At 71.5% G+C, this 20,357-nt stretch carries 23 protein-coding genes; 12 read left to right on the top strand and 11 right to left on the bottom strand.

Going from position 1 to position 20,357, the window contains the following annotated elements; translation table 11 throughout:
* The first annotated feature begins 45 nt into the window (after positions 1 to 45).
* The 4 genes from AC5L30_RS12545 (at position 46) to AC5L30_RS12530 (ending at position 3,488) form a co-directional block, all read left to right on the top strand.
* Entirely contained in the window at positions 46 to 474 is a 429-nt protein-coding gene (locus tag AC5L30_RS12545) for a Fur family transcriptional regulator (protein WP_494867308.1), read from the top strand.
* A complete protein-coding gene (gene ygfZ / locus AC5L30_RS12540; protein WP_494867307.1) occupies positions 471 to 1,583 on the top strand; it encodes a CAF17-like 4Fe-4S cluster assembly/insertion protein YgfZ in 1,113 nt (370 codons plus the stop codon). The genes AC5L30_RS12545 and ygfZ overlap by 4 nt, the downstream gene beginning before the upstream one ends.
* Positions 1,584 to 1,606: 23 nt before the next feature.
* Positions 1,607 to 2,434, top strand: coding sequence for a beta-keto acid cleavage family enzyme (locus tag AC5L30_RS12535; protein WP_494867306.1), 828 nt, complete (start codon positions 1,607 to 1,609; stop codon positions 2,432 to 2,434).
* Between the two features lie 94 nt (positions 2,435 to 2,528).
* Entirely contained in the window at positions 2,529 to 3,488 is a 960-nt protein-coding gene (locus tag AC5L30_RS12530) for an asparaginase (protein WP_328651987.1), read from the top strand.
* A gap of 228 nt (positions 3,489 to 3,716) precedes the next feature.
* On the opposite strand, the gene AC5L30_RS12525 is transcribed toward AC5L30_RS12530, so the two are convergent.
* Positions 3,717 to 4,514 (bottom strand): alpha/beta fold hydrolase, encoded by a 798-nt coding sequence (locus tag AC5L30_RS12525; RefSeq protein WP_494867305.1) that lies wholly within the window; start codon positions 4,512 to 4,514, stop codon positions 3,717 to 3,719.
* A gap of 112 nt (positions 4,515 to 4,626) precedes the next feature.
* On the opposite strand from AC5L30_RS12525, the gene AC5L30_RS12520 reads away from it, so the two are divergent.
* The 6 genes from AC5L30_RS12520 to AC5L30_RS12495 all read left to right on the top strand — a co-directional run bounded on the left by AC5L30_RS12520 (position 4,627) and on the right by AC5L30_RS12495 (position 8,841).
* Positions 4,627 to 5,223: a helix-turn-helix domain-containing protein gene (locus AC5L30_RS12520; protein WP_494867304.1), complete on the top strand. Its 597-nt coding sequence runs from the start codon at positions 4,627 to 4,629 to the stop codon at positions 5,221 to 5,223.
* Positions 5,220 to 5,852: a hypothetical protein gene (locus AC5L30_RS12515; protein WP_494867303.1), complete on the top strand. Its 633-nt coding sequence runs from the start codon at positions 5,220 to 5,222 to the stop codon at positions 5,850 to 5,852. The genes AC5L30_RS12520 and AC5L30_RS12515 overlap by 4 nt, the downstream gene beginning before the upstream one ends.
* Before the next feature lie 71 nt (positions 5,853 to 5,923).
* Positions 5,924 to 6,238 carry a DUF2516 family protein gene (locus AC5L30_RS12510; protein WP_030327754.1) on the top strand — a complete coding sequence of 105 codons (315 nt, stop codon included), beginning with the start codon at positions 5,924 to 5,926 and terminating at the stop codon, positions 6,236 to 6,238.
* On the top strand, positions 6,235 to 7,122 hold the full coding sequence (locus tag AC5L30_RS12505; RefSeq protein ID WP_494867302.1) for an alpha/beta fold hydrolase: 888 nt from the start codon (positions 6,235 to 6,237) through the stop codon (positions 7,120 to 7,122). The genes AC5L30_RS12510 and AC5L30_RS12505 overlap by 4 nt, the downstream gene beginning before the upstream one ends.
* Before the next feature lie 11 nt (positions 7,123 to 7,133).
* Positions 7,134 to 7,871, top strand: a complete 738-nt coding sequence (locus AC5L30_RS12500; protein ID WP_334507216.1) for an alanyl-tRNA editing protein — start codon at positions 7,134 to 7,136, stop codon at positions 7,869 to 7,871.
* A 55-nt stretch (positions 7,872 to 7,926) separates the two neighbouring features.
* On the top strand, positions 7,927 to 8,841 hold the full coding sequence (locus AC5L30_RS12495; protein ID WP_494867301.1) for an SDR family oxidoreductase: 915 nt from the start codon (positions 7,927 to 7,929) through the stop codon (positions 8,839 to 8,841).
* A 12-nt stretch (positions 8,842 to 8,853) separates the two neighbouring features.
* Here the strand turns inward: AC5L30_RS12495 and AC5L30_RS12490 are convergent, their stop codons facing one another.
* The 5 genes from AC5L30_RS12490 to AC5L30_RS12470 are packed head-to-tail and all read right to left on the bottom strand — an operon-like array spanning position 8,854 to position 13,419.
* The gene (locus AC5L30_RS12490) at positions 8,854 to 9,822 is read right to left on the bottom strand and encodes a helix-turn-helix transcriptional regulator (RefSeq protein ID WP_494867300.1); all 969 of its coding nucleotides are present in this window, start codon (positions 9,820 to 9,822) and stop codon (positions 8,854 to 8,856) included.
* A 23-nt stretch (positions 9,823 to 9,845) separates the two neighbouring features.
* Complete coding sequence (locus AC5L30_RS12485) at positions 9,846 to 10,487, bottom strand: response regulator (RefSeq protein ID WP_196919960.1); 642 nt, start codon at positions 10,485 to 10,487, stop codon at positions 9,846 to 9,848.
* Positions 10,484 to 11,752 (bottom strand): sensor histidine kinase, encoded by a 1,269-nt coding sequence (locus AC5L30_RS12480; RefSeq protein WP_494867299.1) that lies wholly within the window; start codon positions 11,750 to 11,752, stop codon positions 10,484 to 10,486. Before AC5L30_RS12480 ends, AC5L30_RS12485 begins: the two co-directional genes overlap by 4 nt.
* Before the next feature lie 11 nt (positions 11,753 to 11,763).
* The gene (locus AC5L30_RS12475; RefSeq protein WP_494867298.1) at positions 11,764 to 12,498 is read right to left on the bottom strand and encodes an ABC transporter permease; all 735 of its coding nucleotides are present in this window, start codon (positions 12,496 to 12,498) and stop codon (positions 11,764 to 11,766) included.
* A 12-nt stretch (positions 12,499 to 12,510) separates the two neighbouring features.
* A complete protein-coding gene (locus AC5L30_RS12470) occupies positions 12,511 to 13,419 on the bottom strand; it encodes an ABC transporter ATP-binding protein (RefSeq protein WP_494867297.1) in 909 nt (302 codons plus the stop codon).
* A gap of 197 nt (positions 13,420 to 13,616) precedes the next feature.
* Between AC5L30_RS12470 and AC5L30_RS12465 the strand changes: the two genes are divergently transcribed.
* On the top strand, positions 13,617 to 14,408 hold the full coding sequence (locus tag AC5L30_RS12465) for an EI24 domain-containing protein (protein ID WP_494867295.1): 792 nt from the start codon (positions 13,617 to 13,619) through the stop codon (positions 14,406 to 14,408).
* A gap of 1 nt (position 14,409) precedes the next feature.
* Positions 14,410 to 14,931 (top strand): O-acetyl-ADP-ribose deacetylase, encoded by a 522-nt coding sequence (locus AC5L30_RS12460; protein WP_494867293.1) that lies wholly within the window; start codon positions 14,410 to 14,412, stop codon positions 14,929 to 14,931.
* Positions 14,932 to 14,984: 53 nt separating this feature from the next.
* Here the strand turns inward: AC5L30_RS12460 and AC5L30_RS12455 are convergent, their stop codons facing one another.
* The 5 genes from AC5L30_RS12455 to AC5L30_RS12435 form a co-directional block, all read right to left on the bottom strand.
* Complete coding sequence (locus AC5L30_RS12455) at positions 14,985 to 15,881, bottom strand: GNAT family N-acetyltransferase (RefSeq protein ID WP_494867292.1); 897 nt, start codon at positions 15,879 to 15,881, stop codon at positions 14,985 to 14,987.
* Between the two features lie 202 nt (positions 15,882 to 16,083).
* A complete protein-coding gene (locus tag AC5L30_RS12450; RefSeq protein WP_494867291.1) occupies positions 16,084 to 17,091 on the bottom strand; it encodes a LacI family DNA-binding transcriptional regulator in 1,008 nt (335 codons plus the stop codon).
* A gap of 19 nt (positions 17,092 to 17,110) precedes the next feature.
* Complete coding sequence (locus AC5L30_RS12445) at positions 17,111 to 18,523, bottom strand: GH1 family beta-glucosidase (RefSeq protein ID WP_494867290.1); 1,413 nt, start codon at positions 18,521 to 18,523, stop codon at positions 17,111 to 17,113.
* On the bottom strand, positions 18,520 to 19,353 hold the full coding sequence (locus tag AC5L30_RS12440) for a carbohydrate ABC transporter permease (RefSeq protein WP_494867289.1): 834 nt from the start codon (positions 19,351 to 19,353) through the stop codon (positions 18,520 to 18,522). The genes AC5L30_RS12445 and AC5L30_RS12440 overlap by 4 nt, the downstream gene beginning before the upstream one ends.
* A complete protein-coding gene (locus AC5L30_RS12435; RefSeq protein ID WP_494867288.1) occupies positions 19,350 to 20,333 on the bottom strand; it encodes a carbohydrate ABC transporter permease in 984 nt (327 codons plus the stop codon). Before AC5L30_RS12435 ends, AC5L30_RS12440 begins: the two co-directional genes overlap by 4 nt.
* Positions 20,334 to 20,357 lie beyond the last annotated feature (24 nt).

Below are 20,357 nucleotides of genomic sequence, written 5' to 3'. Positions count from 1 at the left end.
ATCGCGGTGCGAGGAACAGCCTGGTGGCCGAACTATGATCGGACGGTGTCCGAATCCTCCCTCGCGGAAATGCTGCGGGCCCGCGGGCTGCGGCTGACGGCCCAGCGGCAGCTCGTCCTCCAGGCGGTGCTCGATCTGGGCCACGCCACCCCGGAGCAGGTGCACACCGCGGTCCGGGAGGTCGCCGCCGGGGTCAACATCACCACCATCTACCGCACGCTTGAGCTGCTGGAACGGCTCGGTCTGGTCACCCACACGCACCTGTCGCACGGCTCACCGACCTATCACGCCGCCGGTGAACACCAACACGTCCACCTGGTCTGCCGGGAGTGTGGCGCGATCGACGAGATCGATCCGGAGCTGCTCTGCCCCCTCGCCGACCAGTTGGCCGCGCAGCGCGGGTTTCGGGTGGACATCGGGCACGTGTCACTTTTCGGCGTCTGCGCACGCTGCGAGAACGGGGACCAGAAATGATCGACATCGCGGGTGCGGTGGCCGTCGAGAGCATCGACGAGGCCAGCCGCGACCAGCCGGATCCGGCGCACGTCGCGGCCGGCGTGCGGGGGGTGGCCGCGCACTACGGCGACCCGCTGCGTGAGCAGCGCACCCTCGACACCGCTGTCGGTCTGGTCGACCGGTCGCACCGCGGGGTCATCGCGGTGCCCGGGGAGGAACGAGCCGGCTGGCTGCACACCATCACCTCACAGCACCTGACCACCCTCTCCGCGAACGAGGGCACCGAGTTGCTGGTGCTGTCGCCGCACGGCCACGTCGAGCAGCACGCCATGGTCGCCGAGGACGGCGAGACCGCCTGGCTGGACACCGAGCCCGGTGCGACCCAGGGCCTGCTGACCTACCTGGAGAAGATGCGGTTCTTCAGCAAGGTCGAACCACGCGACGCGACCGCCGAGCGCGCACTGTTGTCGCTGGTCGGGCCGGCGGCCATGGAGGCGCTCGGCACGCTCGGCGTGACCGGGCTCGCCGCGCCGGACGTGGTCGCGGTGCCGGGTCCGAAGTTCGCGCACGGTGCCGTGCCACCCCGGGCGAGCGTTCGGTACGACGTACGGCCGCTGCCGATCGGCGGCTGGGCCCGACGGGGTCCGCTCGGGGTGGACCTGCTGGTGCCCCGGTCGGCGATGGACCAGGTGGTGGCGGAGCTGCGCGGTGCCGGGGTGCCGGTGGCGGGGCTCTGGGCGTACGAGGCGATCCGGGTGGCCGCTCGGCAACCCCGGGTCGGGGTGGACACCGACCACCGGACCATCCCGGCCGAGGTCGACCTGATCGCCCCGGCGGTGCACCTGGACAAGGGTTGCTACCGGGGGCAGGAGACGGTGGCGCGGGTGCACAACATGGGCCGGCCGCCGCGTCGTCTCGTACTGCTGCATCTGGACGGGGTGACCACCGATCAGCCGCCGGTGGCCGGTACGCCGGTGACCCTCGACGGCCGGGCGGTCGGCTTCGTCGGCACCGCCGTGCTGCACCACGAGCTGGGCCAGGTCGCGCTCGCGGTGCTGAAGCGGAACGTCCCGGACGACGCCGCCCTGCTGATCGGTGAGACCGCGGCGGCGATCGACCCGTCCTGAGCGGGCCGTCTAGGATCGCCGGCATGACAACAGGGACGTTGATCACGGTGGCCCCGACCGGCGCTGAGTCGGCCAAGGCGGAGGTGCCGGCGCTGCCGGTGACCCTCGACGAGTTGCTGCTCACCGCCAAGGAGTGCGAGGCGCTCGGCGCCGCCGTGATCCACGTCCACATCCGCGATGACGAGGCCCGACCGACGCTCGACCCGGTGCGTCTGGCCGACACGGTGGCGGCGCTGCGGGACAGCACCGACCTGATCGTGCAGCTCTCCTCCGGCGGGGCGGTGACCGACCCGGAGGTCGCCCGGCTCGCCGTGCTCGACGCCCGACCGGACATGGCCTCCTGCACCATGGGCACTGTCAACTTCGGCGACGACGTCTTCCTCAACCGCTGGGAGTTCATCGTCGACCTGCACACCCGGATGCAGGAACGCGGAATCGTGCCGGAGTACGAGATCTTCGACCTGGGTCACCTGTCCGCGTTGCAGCGGTTGCTCGGCAAGTACGGGCTGCCGGCCGGCGGGCACGTGCACGTCGACTTCGTGATGGGTGTGCCGGGCGGTATGCCGGGCACCACCGAGACCCTGGTCGCGGCCCATCGGATGCTGCGGGACCTGCCCGAGGGCACCACCTTCTCGGCCACCGGCGTCGGCCGGAGCACCATCGCGGTGCTGTTGGCCTCGCTGTCGGCCGGCGGGCACCTGCGGGTCGGTATGGAGGACACGGTGACGTACGCGAAGGGCCGCCCGGTGGAGTCCAACATGCAGTTGGTCGCCCGGGCGGTGGGTTTCGCCCAGCTCGCCCAGCGCCCGCCGCTGACCACCACCGAGGCCCGCGAACTGCTCGGGCTGTAAGGCCGGGTCTGTCCCGCGCCCCTGTCACCCGGGCGGTGGACCTCCTGGTCACCCCGCCGCCGGGCACCCCCGGACCGTCGGTACCGTCCAGCGCGTGACGAAGACGTACGAGGGCGGCGCGCCGCTCGCCGAGGTGGTCCGGTCCGGGTTCGTGGAGGGTGCGCACCGCGGCTCGGTGGTGGTGCTGGACGCCGCCGGTGTCGCGGTGGCCTCCGCCGGAGACGTGACCTCGCCGATCTTCCCCCGCTCGGCCAGCAAGCCGATGCAGGCCATCGGGATGCTCCGGGCCGGCCTGGCCCTGACCGACCCGGCCGACGTGGCGCTGGTCTCGGCGAGTCACGCGGGCGAGGAATTTCACCTGGCCCGGGTCGGTGCGCTGCTGGAGCGCGCCGGGCTGGACGCGTCGGCGCTGCACTGCCCGCCCGACCTGCCGGTGGGCGCCGCGGCCCGGGAGGCGGTCCTCCGCGCCGGTGGCGGCCCGAGCCGGGTGCAGATGAACTGCTCCGGCAAGCACAGCGGGATGCTGCTGACCTGCGAGGCCGCCGGTTGGTCGCGGGAGGGCTACTGGCGGCCGGAGCACCCGCTACAGCAGCGGTTGCGGGCCGCCATTGAGGAGTTCACCGGCGAGCAGGCGGCGGCGGTGGGGGTCGACGGCTGCGGCGCTCCGGTGCTTGCGGTGTCGCTGACCGGCCTGGCCGGGGCGTACCTCCGGCTGGTCGACGCGGAGCCCGGCTCGGTGCCGCGCACGGTGGCCGACGCGATGCGGGCGTACCCGGAGATCGTGGGCGGCACCCAGGCCGACGACACCCGGCTGATGCGGGGTGTGCCGGGGCTGCTGGCCAAGGTCGGCGCCGAGGGCGTAATCGCCGTGGCGCTGCCGGGCGTCGGCGCCGTCGCGCTGAAGATCGACGACGGGGCCGACCGGGCCCGGATGCCGGTACTGGTCTCCGCGTTGCGCCGGCTCGGTGTGGACGCCCCGGTACTGACCGAGTACGCCGAGGTGCCGCTCTTCGGCGGCGGCGTTCCGGTCGGGGCGGTCCGCCCGCTCTGGTGACACTGCCGGCCCGCCGGTCTGGCGGCCCGCCGGTCGGTGGTCCGGCTGACCGACGCGGCGGCCAACTCCGGATCGAGCGCTATACCTCACGGGTATGAATATGACTCTGAGGTATAGCGCTCGTCGCGGTGTCAGCTCCGTCGCGTCAGGACGGGTCTGATGACGGACGCGGTGATGCGGCGCTGTCGGCCCGCGTCACGACGTCCGAGGCGTGCGTCGCGGGCGCGCTCAGCTCAGAAAGTCGAGCAGCGCGGCGTTGACCGGCTCCGGACGCTCCAGCGGCAGCAGGTGCGCGGCGTCCGGCACGTCGGGCAGTCGTACCGCGCCGGGGACCTCGGCGGCGATCCGGTCGGCGAGCCGGCTGATGTCCGGCACGTCGGCGGCACCGGCGGTGACCAGGACGGGAATCTTCAGCTCGCCGAGACGGCCGATCGCCGGTGGCGACAGCTCTCCCACCTCGACCGCGCCGAGCGCCAGCTCGGCGGCGAGGGCGCGCTGGTCCATCTCCTGGGCGAACGCGACCAGCTCGGGGTCGACGTCCTCCGGCTGGCGGCGCGGGCCGACCACCCAGAACCGCACCTCACCGGCCGCGCCGGCGACGAAGTCGTCGGGGTCGACCTCTCCGACCAGGGCGTCCCAGAGGTCGTTCGCCTCGTCGGACCACTCGTTGCCGGAGACCGCCGTGTCGAACAGCGCGAGCGCGCTCACCCGGTCGGGGTGAGCCAGCGCGGTGTCGATGGCGACGGCCCCACCGAAGGAGCAGCCGACCAGGGCGGCCTGCGGAAGGTTGAGCGCATCCAGCAGCCCGGCCACGTCGTCGTGGTGCGCGAACGGGGCCGGGGGGAGTTCCGAGTCTCCGTAGCCGCGCAGGTCCGGGACGATCACCCGGTGCCGGGCGGCGAGCGCGGCCACCTGCCCGCGCCACATCCGCCGGTCGGCAATTCCGGCGTGCAGCAGGACGACGGGCGAGCCGGTGCCGGCCTCGTCGTACGCGATGCTTGCTCCATTGACTGTGATCTTGTGCACGGACGGACCGTACGGATCGGCCGAGCGCCACGCAAACGGGGTGCTGAGACCTTGCTAACTATGGTTAGCGTTTTGCTTGCAGGAGCTAGCGCTGGCTATTAGCGTCGCTGCCATGGCCACACCCAAGGACCTTCCCGACGTCGGCGGGTTCATCCGCGATCTGCGGCGCAACGCCAAGATCTCGCTACGGCAGCTCGCCGAGCAGGCGGGGGTCAGCAACCCGTACCTCAGCCAGATCGAGCGTGGCCTGCGCAAACCCAGCGCCGAGGTGCTCCAGCAACTGGCCAGCGCGCTGCGGGTCTCCACCCCGGCGATGTACCTGCGCGCCGGTCTGCTCGACGACAAGGAAGGCCACGGGGTGCTCGCCGCCATCGCCGTGGACGCCGACCTGACGATGGCGCAGAAGCAGTCGCTCAGTCAGATCTACGAGACGTTCCGCCGGGAGAACACCCGGCTGGCCGAGGCCCAGGCCGAAGCCGACGCGGCCCAGGCCGACCAGCCCGCCAGTCAGCCCGCCAGTCAGCCCGCCAGCCAGGCCGCGGACCTGGCCAATGTGGCCGCCACCGGCCCCACCACCGTGGACGGCACCCCGACCGAGGCCGTGCTCGAGTCGGTCGCCGTCACCGAGGCGGGCACCGCCCCCGCCCCGGGCAGCACCAGCATCCCCCAGAAGAAGGCCGCCGAGGCGGCCGAAGAGGAGACGTCATGAGCGAGCCGAAGACCAATCGCATCCCCGCCCCGATCTACGCCGCAGCCGGCGCCGGTGAGCTGGCCATCGAGCAGCTGCGCAAGCTGCCGGCCGTGGTCGGCGTCCTGAGCACCCGCGTCGTCGCCGACCTGGGTGGCCGGGCCGTGCTGACCGGCTTCGAGCTGAAGCAGAAGGCCACCGAGACGCTGCGTACCGCCAACGAGACCGCCGACCTGGCGAAGCTGCGTGAGGTGGCCGACATCGACAAGCTGCGCGCCGCCGCGACCCGCAACGCCGCCCTGGTGGTCGCGGGCGCCCAGGTCGCCCAGGAGCGCGCGTTCGCCGCGTACGGCGCGCTGGTCGCCCGGGGCGAGCGTGTCGTCGGTGCCGGCGTGCTGGAGGCCGCCGAGACGGTCAACGCCGACATCGAGGCCACCGAGGCCGTGACGCCGGCCACCACTGCGGCTGCCACCCCCGCCGCTCCGGCCCCCGCCGCCGCGCCGACCCCGGCCGACGTGGCCGAGATCGCCGAGGCCAAGCCGGCCGCGGTCAAAAAGATCGCCCGCGCGCCGAAGGCTGCCAAGCCGGCCGAGACCCCGTCGGCGAAGCTTCCCCGGGCCACCAAGCGGACCCGTCCGGCCGCCGAGTAACTCGTCGGGTCGACGACCCCGGCGGCGTCCTTGTCGGACGTAGCCGGGGTCGTGGACATAAACTTGCCGACATGGCCAACGCCGCGCCGATCTTCGCGTTCGAAGTCCGCTACGTGATCGAGCTGATTCTGCTCGTCTTCGCGCTGATCATCCAGGGTGTCGCGCTGGTGCACGCCGTCACGCAGCGCTCCGACGCCTTCCCCGCCATCGGGACGCTGCCCAAGGGCGGCTGGATCGCCATCCTGGCGGTCTGTCTCGTGCTCACCCTGCTCGGCTTCGGTCCGATCAGCCTCTTCGGACTGATCGGCATCGCCGCCGCGCTCATCTACCTGCTCGACGTCCGGGTCGGTCTGCGCGACCTGAGCGACGGCAAAGGGTTCTGGTGAGAGGTTTTCGCTGGCCGCCCCCACCCGACAGCGGGCCCCGCACCTGGGGGCCCGGGCCGGGCGGGCCGCGTACCGGTCGGCCGGCGCTGCCGGAGCCGGAGACCGAGCTGGTCACCACCCCACACGGCGTACGGCTGGAGCGGCTGGTCACCGGCACCGGTGATCCGGTCACCGTTTTCGCCCACGGGCTGGGCAACGGCATCGCCACCACCCGCCCGTTCGGCAGTGGGGTGAACGGCCGCAAGGTGTTCTTCCAGTTCCGCGGGCACGGCCGTTCCGAAGCCCCGGACGGGCCGTGGGACTACCTGGACCTGGCCCGGGATCTGCGTGCGATCGCCGACCTCGGCGGCGCCAGCCGGGCGTTCGGCGCGAGCCTCGGCGCGGGTGCCCTCTGCCGACTTCTCGCGGAGAGCCCGGAACGTTTCGACAGGCTGGTCTTCTTCCTGCCGGCGGTCCTCGACGAGCCACGCGGGCCGATCGCCCGGGAACGCGTCACCGACCTGCTGGAGGCGGTGGAGAGCGGGGACGCCTCGGCGGTCGCCGACATCGTCACGCTGGAATTGCCCCCGGCCGTGCGCAACACCCCGGCCGGCTGGGCGTACCTGCGACAACGGCTCGACCAGCTGCTCCGCGACGGTCTGGCCGAAGGTCTGGCCACGCTCACCGACCAGACACCGCTGCGCCAGATCGGTGACCTGACGGCGGTCACCGCGCCGGCGCTGGTGATCGGTTGCGCGGGCGACGACCTGCACCCGGTCGAGGTCGCCGAGCGGCTCGCCGTCGCGCTGCCCCAGGCCACCCTGCACGTGTACGACCGGCCCGGCGTGCTCTGGTCGGAACGCGCCGATCTGCGGGACCGCATCTCCGGCTTTCTGAACGAGTAACCTGCCCTGTCATGGGCGTCACACAGCATGGCCGGACGCACCGGCTGGACCTTGCCGACCCGACCCTGCGCGAATGGACGTGCACGGTCCTGCACGCCGACGCGGAGCAGGGCATCGTGCTGGACCGTTCGGCCTTCTACCCGGGCGGCGGTGGTCAACCACCCGACCACGGGGTGCTGCTCTGGCAGGGCGTGCAGACCCGCATCGTCGGCACCCGCAAGGGCGACGACCCGTACCTGATCCCCGCCGAGGGTGACCCGCTGCCGCCGGTCGGCACCGAGGTCGTCGGCGCGGTGGAGGACGAGCGCCGCACCCGGCTGATGCGTACCCACTCCGGCCTGCACGTGCTCTGCGGTGTGGTGTTCCGGGACTTCGGCGCGCTCGTGACAGGCAACTCGATGGAGCCGGGCGAGGCCCGGATGGACTTCAACCTCCCCGAGGTGCCCCCGGATTTCAAGAGCCGCATCGAGGAGCTGGTCAACGCCGAGGTGGCCGCTGACCGCTCGGTCGCCACCCGGGTGCTGCCGCGCACCGAGGCGCTGGCCCTGCCGGACATCATCCGCACCCAGTCCAACCTCATCCCGGCGGATGAGCAGGAGGTCCGGATCGTCGACATCGTCGGGCTGGACGTGCAGGCCGACGGCGGCACCCACGTCGCCTCCACCGCCCAGATCGGCAAGGTGCAGGTGGTCAAGGTGGAGAGCAAGGGCCGGGCCAACCGTCGGGTCCGGGTCCGGCTGGTGGATTAGATCGAGTACCGAATTCGGACGTCGGTTGTCAGGTATTCCTGACAACGTCGGAGGCATGACACAACCGCTCACAGGAAAGATCGCGCTCGTCGCCGGTGCCACCCGTGGTGCCGGGCGGCAGATCGCCGTTCAGCTCGGCGCGGCCGGTGCGACCGTCTACGCCACCGGTCGCAGCACCCGGGCCGGCCGCTCGGAGATGGACCGGCCGGAGACCATCGAAGAGACCGCCGAGCTGGTCAGCGCGGCCGGCGGCACCGGCATCGCCGTTCAGGTCGACCACCTGGTGCCCGAGCAGGTCCGCGACCTGGTCGCCCGCATCGACGCCGAGCAGGGCCAACTCGACGTGCTGGTGAACGACATCTGGGGCGGCGACCCGCTGGTCACCTGGGACAAGCCGGTCTGGGAGCAGCCGCTCGACGCCGGCTTCCGTACCCTGCGACTGGCCGTCGACACGCACATCATCACCAGCCACTTCGCCCTGCCGCTGCTGATCCGCAAGCCCGGCGGGCTGGTGGTGGAGATGGGCGACGGCACCAAGGCGTACAACGACGAGAACTACCGGCTGTCGGTCTTCTACGACCTGGCCAAGGTCTCGGTCAACCGGCTCGCCTTCAGTCAGGCGCACGAGCTGAAGCCGCACGGCTGCACGGCCGTGGCGCTCACCCCCGGCTGGATCCGCTCCGAGGCGATGCTGGAGCACTTCGGCGTGACCGAGGAGAACTGGCGCGACGGCGCCGCCACCGACCCGAACTTCCTCATCTCGGAGACCCCGGCCTTCGTGGGCCGTGCGGTGGCCGCCCTCGCCGCCGACGAGGACAAAGCCCGCTGGAGCGGCAAGTCCGTCGACGCTGGCACGCTGTCCAAGGTGTACGGCTTCACCGACCTGGACGGCAGCCAACCCGAGGGCTTCCGCTACATCACCGAGGTGGTCGACGCGGGCAAACCGTCGGACGTGACCGGCTACCGGTAGGCGCAGAACCGGCTACCGGTAGAGCGCCGCGAGCCGGTCGGCGCTCTCCGCGAACAGCTGCCGCAGCTCGGGTGGGTCGAGGACCTCCACCTCGGGGCCGAGCCCCAGCAGTTGGTGGTACGCCACCTGGACCGACTCGACGGGCAGCCGCGCCACCACCCAGCCCTGCCCGTCGGGTGGGCTGGCGGCGGCGACCAGTTCGTCGTACACGAAAGGGGCATCGACCAGGTGCCGGAGCCGGCGCAGGCCGGCGGGGCTCAGCCGGACGGCGACCTCGGCCCGCAGCATGGTCCGCAAAAACGACCCGGCCTGCTCGCGCCAGTGCCCGGCCAGGTCGAAGCCCTCGTCCCGGTCGAAGTGCTCGTCGCCCACCTCGACCCCGGTGACCCGGTCCACCCGGTAGGTGCGTACGTCGTCGCCGATCCGGCCGACCAGATACCAGACCCCGCTCTTGAGCACCAGGCCGTACGGCTGGACCCGGCGGGTCACCTCCCGGTCGCCGCGTCGGTAGCGCAGCTCCACCAGCCGGTCTGTCCAGGCCGCCCGGGCCAGCTCGGGCAACCAGAGCGGTGGCGCGGTCTCCCGGAACCAGCCCGGCATGTCCAGGTGGAACCGCTGCCCGGCGCGGGCCGGCGCGTCGCGCAGCGCGGGTGGCAGCGCGGCGAGCACCTTCAGCTCGGCGGACGCGACCGCGTCGGCGAGCCCCATCTCGCCGGCCGGGCCGGGCAGCCCGGCGAGGAAGAGTGCCTCCGCCTCGTCCCGGGTCAGCCCGGTCAGTCGGGTGCGGTAGCCGCCGAGCAGGCGGTAACCGCCGGCCCGCCCCCGGTCGGCGTAGACCGGCACGCCCGCCGCGGAGAGCGCCAGGACGTCCCGGTAGACGGTCCGCTCGGAGACCTCCAGCTCCCGTGCCAGCTCACTCGCGGTCATCGACCCGCGCGCCTGCAACAGCAACAGCAACGAGATCAGTCGAGACGCGCGCACCCGCCCATCCTGCCCGGTGCCGCTCACCGCCCGCCGGGCGTCAGCAGCCCCCGGTCGTACGCGGTGGCCACCGCGGCAGCCCGGTCGTTGACCCCGAGCTTGGCGTACACGTGCAGCAGGTGCGTCTTGACGGTGGCCTCGCTGATGAACAGGCGGGTCGCCGCCTCCCGGTTGGAGGCACCCCGGGCCACCAGGGTGAGCACCTCCAGTTCCCGTTGGCTGAGCGGCTCCTCGGCAGGAGCGCGCAGCCGGCCCATCAGCCGGCCGGCGACGCTCGGCGCGAGCACCGACTCACCCCGGGCCGCGGCCCGGACCGCGCGAACCAGATCTTCCCGAGGGGTGTCCTTGAGCAGGTAGCCGGTCGCACCGGCCTCGATCGCCGGCAGCACGTCCGCGTCCGTGTCGTAGGTGGTGAGCACCAGCACCCGGGCGGCGCTGCCGGCGCGAGCCAGCCTGCCGATGGCGGTCACCCCGTCCATCCCGGGCATCCGCAGATCCATCAGCACCACGTCCGGCCGCAGCGTCGCGACCAGGACCAACGCCTCCGAACCGTCCGCCGCCTCACCCACCACCTCGAAATCGGGGTCACCGGTGAACATCCCCCGCAGCCCGTCCCGCACCACCGGATGGTCGTCGACGATCAGCAGTCGTACCGGGGCGGTCACCCGGCACCTCCGGGTAGCGCGGGGACGGACGCCGAGATGGCGGTGCCGTTGCCCGGCTCGGATTCGACGGCCAACTCGCCACCGACCCGGGTCACCCGCTGCCGCATGGCGGTCAGCCCGTACCCGCCGCCCGGCTCGCGAGGCACCGGCCGGTCGGTGAGGTCGAAGCCCGTCCCGTCGTCACGGACATCAAGCGTGACCACGTCCGCCATGTACGACAGGGTCAGCCCGACCCGCGACGCGGCGGCGTGCCGGGCCACGTTGGACAGCGCTTCCTGGGCGGCCCGGAGCAGGGTCACCTCGACCTCCGGGTGCAGCGGACGGGGTGTGCCGGTGGTGGCCACGTCGGCCCGTACCCCGTTCCGGGCCGACCAGCGCCCGCCCAGCTCGACGAGGGCATCCGGTAGCCGGGCCGTCTCCAACGGTTCCGGACGGACCGCCTGTACCGAGCGGCGGGCCTCGGTGAGGCTCTCCCGGGCCAGCGCGAGCGCATTGTCGACGTGCCGGCGCCAGTCGGCGGACCGGTCACGGGTCTGCTCGGCCGCCTCCAGCTGGGTGATGATGCCGGTCAACCCCTGAGCCAGGGTGTCGTGGATCTCCCGTGCCATTCGTTGCCGTTCGTCCAGCACGCCGGCCTCCCGGGCCTGGGTGAGCAGTTGGGCGTGCAGCCCGGCGTTCTCACTGACCGTCTCGGTGAGTTGGCGGTTGGTCTCGCCGAGTTCCGCCACCAAGCGCTTGCGTTTGGCGTCCTCCTGTTCGGCGATCATCGCGAACCAGGTCACCGAGCCGGCCACCACCAGGTTGAACAGCACCAGCAGCAGCCAGAGCGGCCAGTGCGAGATCGCTATCGCCAGGCCACCGCCCTGCGAGGTGGCGATGAGTGCGGCGGTGGCTGTCACCCCGGCGATCCGCCAGCGCCGGGGCAGGACCGGAAAGGCATGGATGTAACCGATCCAGGCGAAGAGGCCGTACCACGGACTGGCGGCCACCAGTGCGGCGGCGAACGTGATCAGCCCGGCGTAGTAGACCGCCATCAGCTTGCGCCGGCTCTGCCAGCCGGGGTGCAGGGTGACGAACCAGGTGACCCAGCACCCGGCGGCCACGGCGACGGCGATGGTGGGGGTCACCCCGAGGCCGTGGGGTGCTGGCGCGACGAGGGCCAGCAGGGTGCCGAGAGCCAGCCCGCCGTAGGGGACCACGCGATAGAGGGTCGCCTCGTGCTCTCGCCACCTGGCCAGACGGTCGTTCGCACCGCTGCTGGTCATCGAATCCCCGATCACTCCCAGCGGAACAGTTTCGCCGCGCCGGCGCCCGCCGCCACGGCGACCACCGCCATTATCCCCAGGTGCAGCGGCTGCGGTGGTGTGCCGGTCCAGGCGTCGAGTAGCGCCTGCACCCCTGGTGGTGTGTAGTCGCCGATTCGGACCAGAAAGTCCGGCAGGAGGAACCGGGGAACGTAGACGCCACCGAAGAACATGACCGCCATGAACAGGGGCACGGCCATCGCCTGCGCCGACTTCGCCGTCCGCGCCACCGCCGCCACGAGCAGACCGAGCGCCAGCAGGGCCGCCGTGCCGAGGAGGAGGGCCAGTGTGAAGCCCAGCGGACGCCGGGGCAGCGGAACGTCGAACGCCAGCCAGCCCACCGCGACGAGCAGTACGGCGCTGACCAGGATGGTGGCGAGCGAGATGAGCAGTTGGGCGGTCAACAACGCGGCGGGGCTGGCCGGCGTGGTGGCCAGCCGGCGCAGCACCCCACGTTCCCGGTAGGTGGCCAGCACCGTGGGCAGGATGTTGACCGCCGACATGGCGAGCGTGATCACCAGCAGTGAGGGTGCGAAGTACTGGATGAAGGACAGGTCACGGAACTGGGTCTCCGGCTGACGTGTCGCCGGGATGAGCCCGAACACCACCAGCAGCGCGAGCGGTAGGACGATGGTGGTCAGCGGCGAGCCGAAGTCCCGCAGGAAGAGTCGTGTCTCGATCTTCAGGATCTGCCCGAAGGCGCGCATGTCGGTTCTCCCTCAGGCGGCGGGCCGGCGCCCGGTCAGCTCGACGAAGGCGTCGTCGAGGGTGGACTGCTCCAGCCGCAGATCGGCGGCGACGATCTGGTGGCGGGCGAGCACCGAGGTGACGGCGTGCAGCAGGTCACCGGTGCCGGTCACCACCACCTGGCTGCCGGTGCGCTGCACGGCGGAGACTTCGGGCAGGTCGGTGAGGAGCCGGTCGTCGACCGGGGCGGACGGCCGGAACCGGATCCGCTGCTCGGGAGCCACCGTCGACACGAGCCCCGCCGGGGTGTCCAGCGCGACCACCCGGCCTCTGTCGATGACCGCGACCCGGTCGCAGAGTCGCTCGGCCTCCTCCATGAAGTGGGTGACCAGCACGATCGTCACTCCGCTGTCGCGGACCTGTTCGATGAGGCTCCAGGTGTCCCGCCGAGCCTGCGGGTCCAGCCCGGTGGTCAGCTCGTCGAGGATCGCGATCTCCGGGTTGCCGACCAGCGCCAGCGCGATGGAGAGTCGCTGCTTCTGACCGCCGGAGAGCTTCTTGTACGCGGTGTTCCGCTTCTCGCCGAGGCCCAGCCTCTCGATCAACTCGACGGGGTCGGCCGGGTTGCGGTAGAACGAGGCGTACAGCTCCAGGGCCTCAGCCACCCGGAGCTGGTCCGGCAGTTGGCTCTCCTGGAGTTGCACCCCGACCCGCTGGCGCAGGTGGGCCGCGTCCCGGCGGGGGTCGAGCCCAAGGACCGACACCCCGCCCCCGTCGGGGACACGTAGACCGGCGACACACTCCACGGTGGTGGTCTTGCCGGCGCCGTTCGGACCGAGGACGCCAAAGATCTCCCCGGCCTGCACGGTGAGCGACACGTCGTCCACCGCCACCAGATCGCCGTACCGCTTCTTCAGGTGGGTCACCTCGATGACCGGCATCGTGCCGCCTTCCGCCGCTGACTTCGTACCCCTCAAGGGTTGTCGGGGTGACCCGGCGGCGAATCGACCGGTCGGCGACGAAGCCCGGCGTCCCCGGTGGATCGCGGCCGTCCGCCAACCGGTTGATGTGTACGCGACGGGTCGCTGCTAGCGCTCCGCCCGGCGGATTCGATCACGGCTGGTTAGGCTGCTCGATCGTGGATGTCAGCAGAATCGCCAGCCCGGTGACCGGGGTCGTCGGACGCTTTTTCGCCGGGGCGGGGCTGCTCCTACGTGGGTTGGGCCTCTACGTCCGCAGCCCGGGGTTGGTGCTGCTCGGCATCGTGCCGGCGCTGATCTCCGGCGTGCTCTTCCTGGCCGCGCTCGCCACGCTGGTGTACTTCGTGGACGACCTCGCCGCGCTGGTCACCCCGTTCGCCGACGACTGGTCGAGCACTGGTCGCAGCCTGGTCCGGGTGATCGCCGGGCTGGCCTTCCTGGGGCTCGGTGGCCTGCTCGGCGTGCTCACCTTCACCGCGGTCACCCTGGTCATCGGCGACCCGTTCTACGAGAAGATCTCCGAGCAGGTCGAACAGCGGTACGGCGGCACGCCGGGCGCGGTGGACGTGCCGTTCTGGTCGTCGCTGCGTCGCAGCCTCGCCGACTCGGTACGCCTGGTGGCGCTCACGGCGCTGGTCGGCATCCCGCTCTTCGTCGCCGGCTTCATCCCGGTGATCGGCCAGACGGTCGTCCCGGTCATCGGGGCGGCCGTGGGCGGCTGGTTCCTCGCCGTGGAACTGGTCGGCGCGCCGTTCTACCGTCGCGGGATGCGGCTACCGCAGCGCCGGACGATCCTGAAGGCCGACCGACCCACCGCGCTCGGCTTCGGCGTGGCTGTCTTCCTCTGCTTCCTGATTCCGCTCGGCGCCGTGCTGATCATGCCGGCCGCGGTCGCCGGCGCCACTCTGCTGGCCCGCCGCTCGATGGGCCAGCCGATCGAGGAGAGCTGACATGGAGATCACCCTGGTCGAGGGGGACATCACCGTCCAGCGGGTGGACGCCATCGTGAACGCCGCGAACTCGTCCCTGCTCGGCGGCGGTGGGGTCGACGGTGCGATCCACCGGCGCGGCGGGCCGGCCATCCTGGCCGAGTGCCGGGCGCTGCGGGCGTCCCACTACGGCAAGGGTCTGCCCACCGGCCAGGCGGTGGCGACCACTGCCGGGGAACTGCCGGCCCGCTGGGTGATCCACACCGTCGGGCCGGTCTGGTCGGCCACCGAGGACCGGTCGGCGCTGCTGCGCGACTGCTACGCCAACAGCCTCGCGGTGGCCGACGAGGTGGGCGCGGCCACGGTGGCCTTTCCGCTGATCTCCGCCGGTATCTACGGTTGGCCGGTCGACGACGCGGTCGGTCAGGCGCTGGCGGTGCTGCGTTCGGCCACCCCGGCCACGGTCACCGAGGCCCGTCTGGTGCTCTTCGGCCCCGACACCCACGCCACCGCCCGCCGCGTGTTCGACAACCCCGTCGCCTAGGGGCTGGAGCGACACCGCCCCGCCGGACGCGGAGGCCCACGGGTGGTTGGCGGTCAGGTCAGGTCGGCCAGGCAGGTCCACTGGGATGCCACCGGTCGGTAGCCCAGTCGGGTGTTGATCGCGAGCATCGGCCCGTTCGCTTCGTCGTTCGAGGTGTACGCGACGCGCACGCCGTCCGCGGCGGCCCGGTGCAGCGCGGCGGTCTTGGTGATCCGGGCGAGGCCCCGCCCCCGGTATTCCGGGATGGTGCCGGTGAAGTCCGACCACATCCGGTCCCCGTCCCGCTTCACCAGGCTGAAGGCGGCGACCGCACCATCGACCTCGGCGGCGGTGCTGGCCGCCTTGTCCAGGCCGAGGTTGTCCCAGACGTCGTACTGCCAGCTCTCGTAGCTGATCGAGTCGACCGGCACGTCGCCCGGCTCGTCGGCGGCCGAGGCCACGTCCGCCGCGTACAGCAGGTGCGGGTCCAGGTCGGAGATCGGCAGCAGCCGTACGCCCGGGGGTAGCTCGGGTAGCGCGGGCGCCGGGTCGAGGTCGAGCGCCGAGTAGCGCACCTCCCGGCTGGGCTCGTAACCGTGTCGGCGGGCGAACGGCAGCCCGTCCGTCTGCGCCATCGCGCGTATCCGGCGGATTCCCAGTTGGCGGAGGTGGTCGGTGGCGGCGGTCAGCAGCGCCGTGCCGACGCCCTGTTGCCGGTGTTCCGGGTGCACGTGCAGCATCGAGATCTCGCCGAAGTTCGGGGTGGAGGTCCAGCCTGAGCGTTGCGCGGACGTCCACCCGACCACCCGGTCGTCGACCTCGGCCACGAAGGCGGTCCAGCCCTCCTCGGGTGGGGGCTCGGCGAGCATCTTCCGGGTCGACTCGACCCCCCGCACCAGGTACGGGTAGACCGTCGTCCGCAGGGCCACCACGCCCGGGGCGTCGTCCGGCTGTGCCACCCGGATTCGCATGTCAGGCCCCCATCGGTACGGCGGCGACCGCGCCGACCGCGACGAGTTGGTGGGAACAGCTGAACACGTGCGGCAACGCAACAGGATCCGGCATGCCGGCGAGGCTAGCGACGATCGTCTGTCGAAGCGACGCAATAACCATGCGGATCTTGCGGGTCGGGCGGGGCGCGGATCGCACGGCGGGCGCGGCGCGGGCTGGGAGTCAGGCGGAGGCTCGTCGGATCAGCTCGGTGGGGAGCATGATCGCCTGTTCGATGGTCTCCCCGGCGGCCAGCCGGAGCAGTTGGCGGGTCATCCGACGACCGAGCTCCACGATCGGTTGCCGGACGGTGGTCAGCGGCGGCTCGGTGTAGGCGGCGGTCTCGATGTCGTCGAAGCCGACCACCGCAACGTCGTCCGGCACCCGCCGACCAGCCTCCCGCAGCGTACGCAGGGCGGCGTGCGCCATCAGGTCGGAGGCGGCGAAGACGCCGTCGAGGTCGGGATGTTCGGTGAGCAGGCGGCGCATCGCCGCCGACCCGGATTCCCGGGTGAAGTCACCGATGGCGATCAGCTCGGGCAGCGCCGCGTCGGCGACCGTGCTGCGGTAGCCGCTGAGCCGCTCGATTCCGGCGACCATGTCCTGTGGCCCGGCGATGGTCGCGATCCGTCGACGACCGCTGTCGATCATGTGCCGGACGGCCGCGGTCACCCCGGCCACGTGGTCGACGTCCACGTACGGGACGGGTACGTCGCCGAGCGGTCGACCGCTGACCACCACCGGGATGCCGAGTCGGGCCAGCGTGCCGGGCAGCGGGTCGGCACCGTGCAGCGACGCGAAGAGCACGCCGTCGACGTGCCGGCCGGTGGTGTACCGCTCGACCCGATGGTGCCCGGCCGGCGAGCCGGCGAGCATCAGCACCAGTTGCTTGTCGGCCGCCTCCAGCTCCTGGCTGACGCCCCGGATGATGCCGGGGAAGACCTGGTCGTCGGAGAAGACCCGGGTGGCCGCCTCCGGCATGACCAGGGCGATCGAGTCGGTGCGCTGGGTGACCAGGCTGCGGGCGGCCAGGTTGGGGACGTACCCCAACTCGGCGACCGCCCGGGTGACCGCCTCGCGGATCGGTTCGGCGACTGTGGTGGAGCCGTTGACCACCCGGGACACGGTGGCGCGGGACACACCCGCCCGCGCTGCCACCGCTTCGAGCGTCGGCCGCTGCGCCGTCGTCATCGCGCCTTCCCCCCGCTCGTCACAGCCCGTTCCGGGAGATCACCTCCTGGTACCACCGGGCGCTGGCCTTCGGTGTGCGCCGCTGGGTCAGGTAGTCGACGTGCACGATCCCGAACCGCTTGCGGTAACCCTCCGCCCACTCGAAGTTGTCCAGGAATGACCATACGAGATAACCGCGCAGGTCCACGCCCCGGGAGATCGCCTCGTGCGCCGCACGAAGGTGCCCGTCGAGGTAGGCGATGCGATCGGCGTCGATCACCTGTGCCGGACCGTCGGGCGAGTCGGCGCCGGGCTTGTCGGGGAACGCCGCACCGTTCTCGGTGATCAGCAGCGGTACCCCGGGGTAGTCGGCGGCGATCCGCTCCAGCAACCGGGTGAGCCCGGCCGGCTCGATCATCCAATCCATGTCGGTGAGCGGTCCGGCCGGCGGCAGGAAGTGCACTGCGCCCTCGGTGCCCGGATACGCGTCGTTGCCGGCGCCGTCGGGCCGACCGGCCACGTAACTCGGGGCGTAGTAGTTGATGCCGAGCAGGTCGATCGGGGCGGCGATCAGCTTTTCGTCGCCGTCGCGGATGAACGTCGGCTCGACGATCCGGGCCACGTGCTCCCGGACGTCGTCCGGGTAACCGCCGGCCAGCAGCGGGTCGAGGAAGATCCGGTTGTGCAGGCCGTCGACCAGGCGGACCGCGGCGGCGTCGGCGGCGCTCTCCGGGTCGGCCGGGCGTACGTCGGCCGGGTTGACGGTGACGCCCACGCTGCGCGCGCCGGCCGCCCGCAACGCCCGCGCCGCCAGGCCGTGCCCCAACAGCAGATGGTGTACGGCGGTGAAGGCCGCCGCCGGGTCCTGCTCACCGGGAGCGTGCAGGCCGTTGGCGTAACCGAGGTAGGCCGAGCACCACGGCTCGTTGAGCGTGGTCCACACGTCGATCCGGTCACCGAGGCGGGCGTACACCGCGGTGGCGTAGGTGGCGAAGTGTTCGGCGGTGTCCCGGTTGGTCCAGCCGCCCCGGTCACCGAGGGCCTGCGGCAGGTCCCAGTGGTAGAGGGTGACGATCGGGTCGATTCCCCGAGCCAGCAGCGTGTCCGTGAGCCGGTCGTAGAAGTCCAGCCCACGCGGGTTGGCGGGGCCGGTGCCGTCGGGCTGGATCCGTGGCCAGGCGACCGAGAACCGGTACGCCCGCAGGCCCAGCTCGGCCATCAGCGCCACGTCGTCGGCGTACCGGTGGTAGTGGTCGCAGGCGACGTCGCCGGTGTGGCCCTGGTACACCTTGCCCGGCGTACGGCTGAAGGTGTCCCAGATGGACGGACCGCGTCCGTCGTCGCGGGCCGCGCCCTCGATCTGGTATGCGGCGGTGGCCGCCCCCCAGAGGAAGTGTTCGGGAAACCGGATCTCGTTGCTGTGCCGGTTGGTTGGCTCGCTCCGCTCGTTCACGCCTTAACCGCACCTTCCATGATTCCGCCGATGATCTGCCGGCCGAACAACACGAAGACCAGTAGCAGGGGCAGCGTCGCGATGGCAGTTCCGGTGAACACCTGCGACATGTCCTGGTAGTACCCGTCCGACAGTGCTCGTAGGGACAGTTGCACTGTCGGATTCGCCGGATCGTTCAGTACAGCGTACGGCCAGAGGAAGTCGTTCCAGGTGGTCATGAAGGTGAGCAGACCGAGGACGGCGGCGGCGGGACGCAGGGCGGGCAGCACGACGTGCCACCAGATCCGGGCGGTGCCGCAGCCGTCGATCCGGGCGGCCTCGATCAGCTCGTCGCTGACCGCCTGGCCGGCGTACTGCCGCATCATGAACACCCCGAACCCGGTGACCAGGGCCGGCACGATGACCGCGGGCAGCCGGTCGTTCCACTGCAGTCGGGTCATCAGGAGATACAACGGGATCACGCCGAGCTGGGTCGGCACCATCATGGTCGCGATGATGACGAGCAGCAGGGCGTTGCGCCCGCGGAACCGCAGCTTGGCGAAGGCGAAACCGGCCAGGCTGGAGAAGAGCACCACGGAGACGGTGACCGTGGTGGACACGATCGTCGAGTTGATCAGACCGGTCAGGAAGTACGCGTCGGTGTTGTCGAACAGCCGGGCGATGTTGGCGCCCAGGTTGCCGCCCGGTGTCATCGGTGGCGGCAGTTGCCCCATCGCGTCGCTGGATCGGCTGGCCACCACGAACATCCACCAGATCGGAAAGACCGACAGGCCGGCGGCGACTATCAGGGCGAGGTAGGTGAGCGGGCTGGCCCGCCAGAGTCGGCTCATCGCGCGGCTCCCTTCCGCGGGCGGTCCCCGCCACCGAGACGGCGCAGGAGCAGCACGTTGACTGCCGCGACGATCGCGATGAGCGCGAAGAGCAGCCACGCCACCGCCGAGCCGTATCCGAAGTTGTAGTGGGGTGCGAACGCGTTCTCGAACATGTACATGGTCAGCGTCTGCGACTCGCGCGTCGGGCCGCCCCGGATCGGGTTGGTGCCGGAGTGGAACAGCCGGGGCTCGGTGAAGAGTTGCAATCCGCCGATGGTGGCGATGATGGCGCAGAAGATGATCGTCGGTTTGAGCAGCGGCACGGTGATCGACCAGAACTGCCGGGCCCGGTTGGCGCCGTCGATGGACGCCGACTCGTACAGGTCGCGGGGGATTGCCTGCATCGCGGCCAGCAGGATCAGCGCGTTGTAGCCGGTCCACCGCCAGTCGACCATGGCGGAGATCGCCACCCAGGAGGCGAACCGGTTGGACTTCCAGCCGATCGCGTCCAGCCCGACCAGGTCGAGCAGCCAGTTGATCATGCCGAACTCGCGGCCGAAGATCACCCCGAACACGATCGCCACCGCGGCGGTGGAGGTGACGTTGGGGACGAGCACCGCCATCCGCCAGCCGGTGCGAGCCCGCAGGCCGCGGTTGAGCAGGTTGGCCAGCCAGAGCGCGGCCAGCAACTGCGGGACGGTCGAGATGACGAAGATCCCCAGTGTGTTGACCAGCGCGTGCCAGAAGTCGGCATCGGCCAGCAGCCGGGTGTAGTTCTCCGCCCCGACGAAGGGGTGGTCGGCGCCGAGCAGGTCCCAGTCGTGCAGCGAGACCCAGAAGGTGTACGCCAGCGGGTAGACCCCGAAGACCGCGAAGAGCAGGAAGAACGGGGCGATGTACAGGTACGGCGAGAATCGGGTGTCGAGCCGGCTGAGCCGACCTGACGAGCGCTGGGGTGCCGGTACGACCGGCGGGCGGGCGTCGAGCTGGACGGTCATGCCCGGGGACTCCTTTCCGCCGTG

The sequence above is a fragment of the Micromonospora sp. BQ32 genome (assembly GCF_059358895.1).
The sequence above is the reverse complement of the archived record's forward strand: the minus strand, read 5'-3'. Positions and strand labels throughout refer to the sequence as shown.

Coding starts and splice junctions, on each gene's coding strand:
- ygfZ (WP_494867307.1), top strand. CDS start 471: ATGATCGACATCGCGGGTGCGGTGGCCGTCGAGAGCATCGACGAGGCC.
- AC5L30_RS12535 (WP_494867306.1), top strand. CDS start 1,607: ATGACAACAGGGACGTTGATCACGGTGGCCCCGACCGGCGCTGAGTCG.
- AC5L30_RS12520 (WP_494867304.1), top strand. CDS start 4,627: ATGGCCACACCCAAGGACCTTCCCGACGTCGGCGGGTTCATCCGCGAT.
- AC5L30_RS12515 (WP_494867303.1), top strand. CDS start 5,220: ATGAGCGAGCCGAAGACCAATCGCATCCCCGCCCCGATCTACGCCGCA.
- AC5L30_RS12510 (WP_030327754.1), top strand. CDS start 5,924: ATGGCCAACGCCGCGCCGATCTTCGCGTTCGAAGTCCGCTACGTGATC.
- AC5L30_RS12500 (WP_334507216.1), top strand. CDS start 7,134: ATGGGCGTCACACAGCATGGCCGGACGCACCGGCTGGACCTTGCCGAC.
- AC5L30_RS12495 (WP_494867301.1), top strand. CDS start 7,927: ATGACACAACCGCTCACAGGAAAGATCGCGCTCGTCGCCGGTGCCACC.
- AC5L30_RS12480 (WP_494867299.1), bottom strand. CDS start 11,752: ATGACCAGCAGCGGTGCGAACGACCGTCTGGCCAGGTGGCGAGAGCAC.
- AC5L30_RS12475 (WP_494867298.1), bottom strand. CDS start 12,498: ATGCGCGCCTTCGGGCAGATCCTGAAGATCGAGACACGACTCTTCCTG.
- AC5L30_RS12470 (WP_494867297.1), bottom strand. CDS start 13,419: ATGCCGGTCATCGAGGTGACCCACCTGAAGAAGCGGTACGGCGATCTG.
- AC5L30_RS12460 (WP_494867293.1), top strand. CDS start 14,410: ATGGAGATCACCCTGGTCGAGGGGGACATCACCGTCCAGCGGGTGGAC.
- AC5L30_RS12455 (WP_494867292.1), bottom strand. CDS start 15,881: ATGCGAATCCGGGTGGCACAGCCGGACGACGCCCCGGGCGTGGTGGCC.
- AC5L30_RS12450 (WP_494867291.1), bottom strand. CDS start 17,091: ATGACGACGGCGCAGCGGCCGACGCTCGAAGCGGTGGCAGCGCGGGCG.
- AC5L30_RS12440 (WP_494867289.1), bottom strand. CDS start 19,353: ATGAGCCGACTCTGGCGGGCCAGCCCGCTCACCTACCTCGCCCTGATA.
- AC5L30_RS12435 (WP_494867288.1), bottom strand. CDS start 20,333: ATGACCGTCCAGCTCGACGCCCGCCCGCCGGTCGTACCGGCACCCCAG.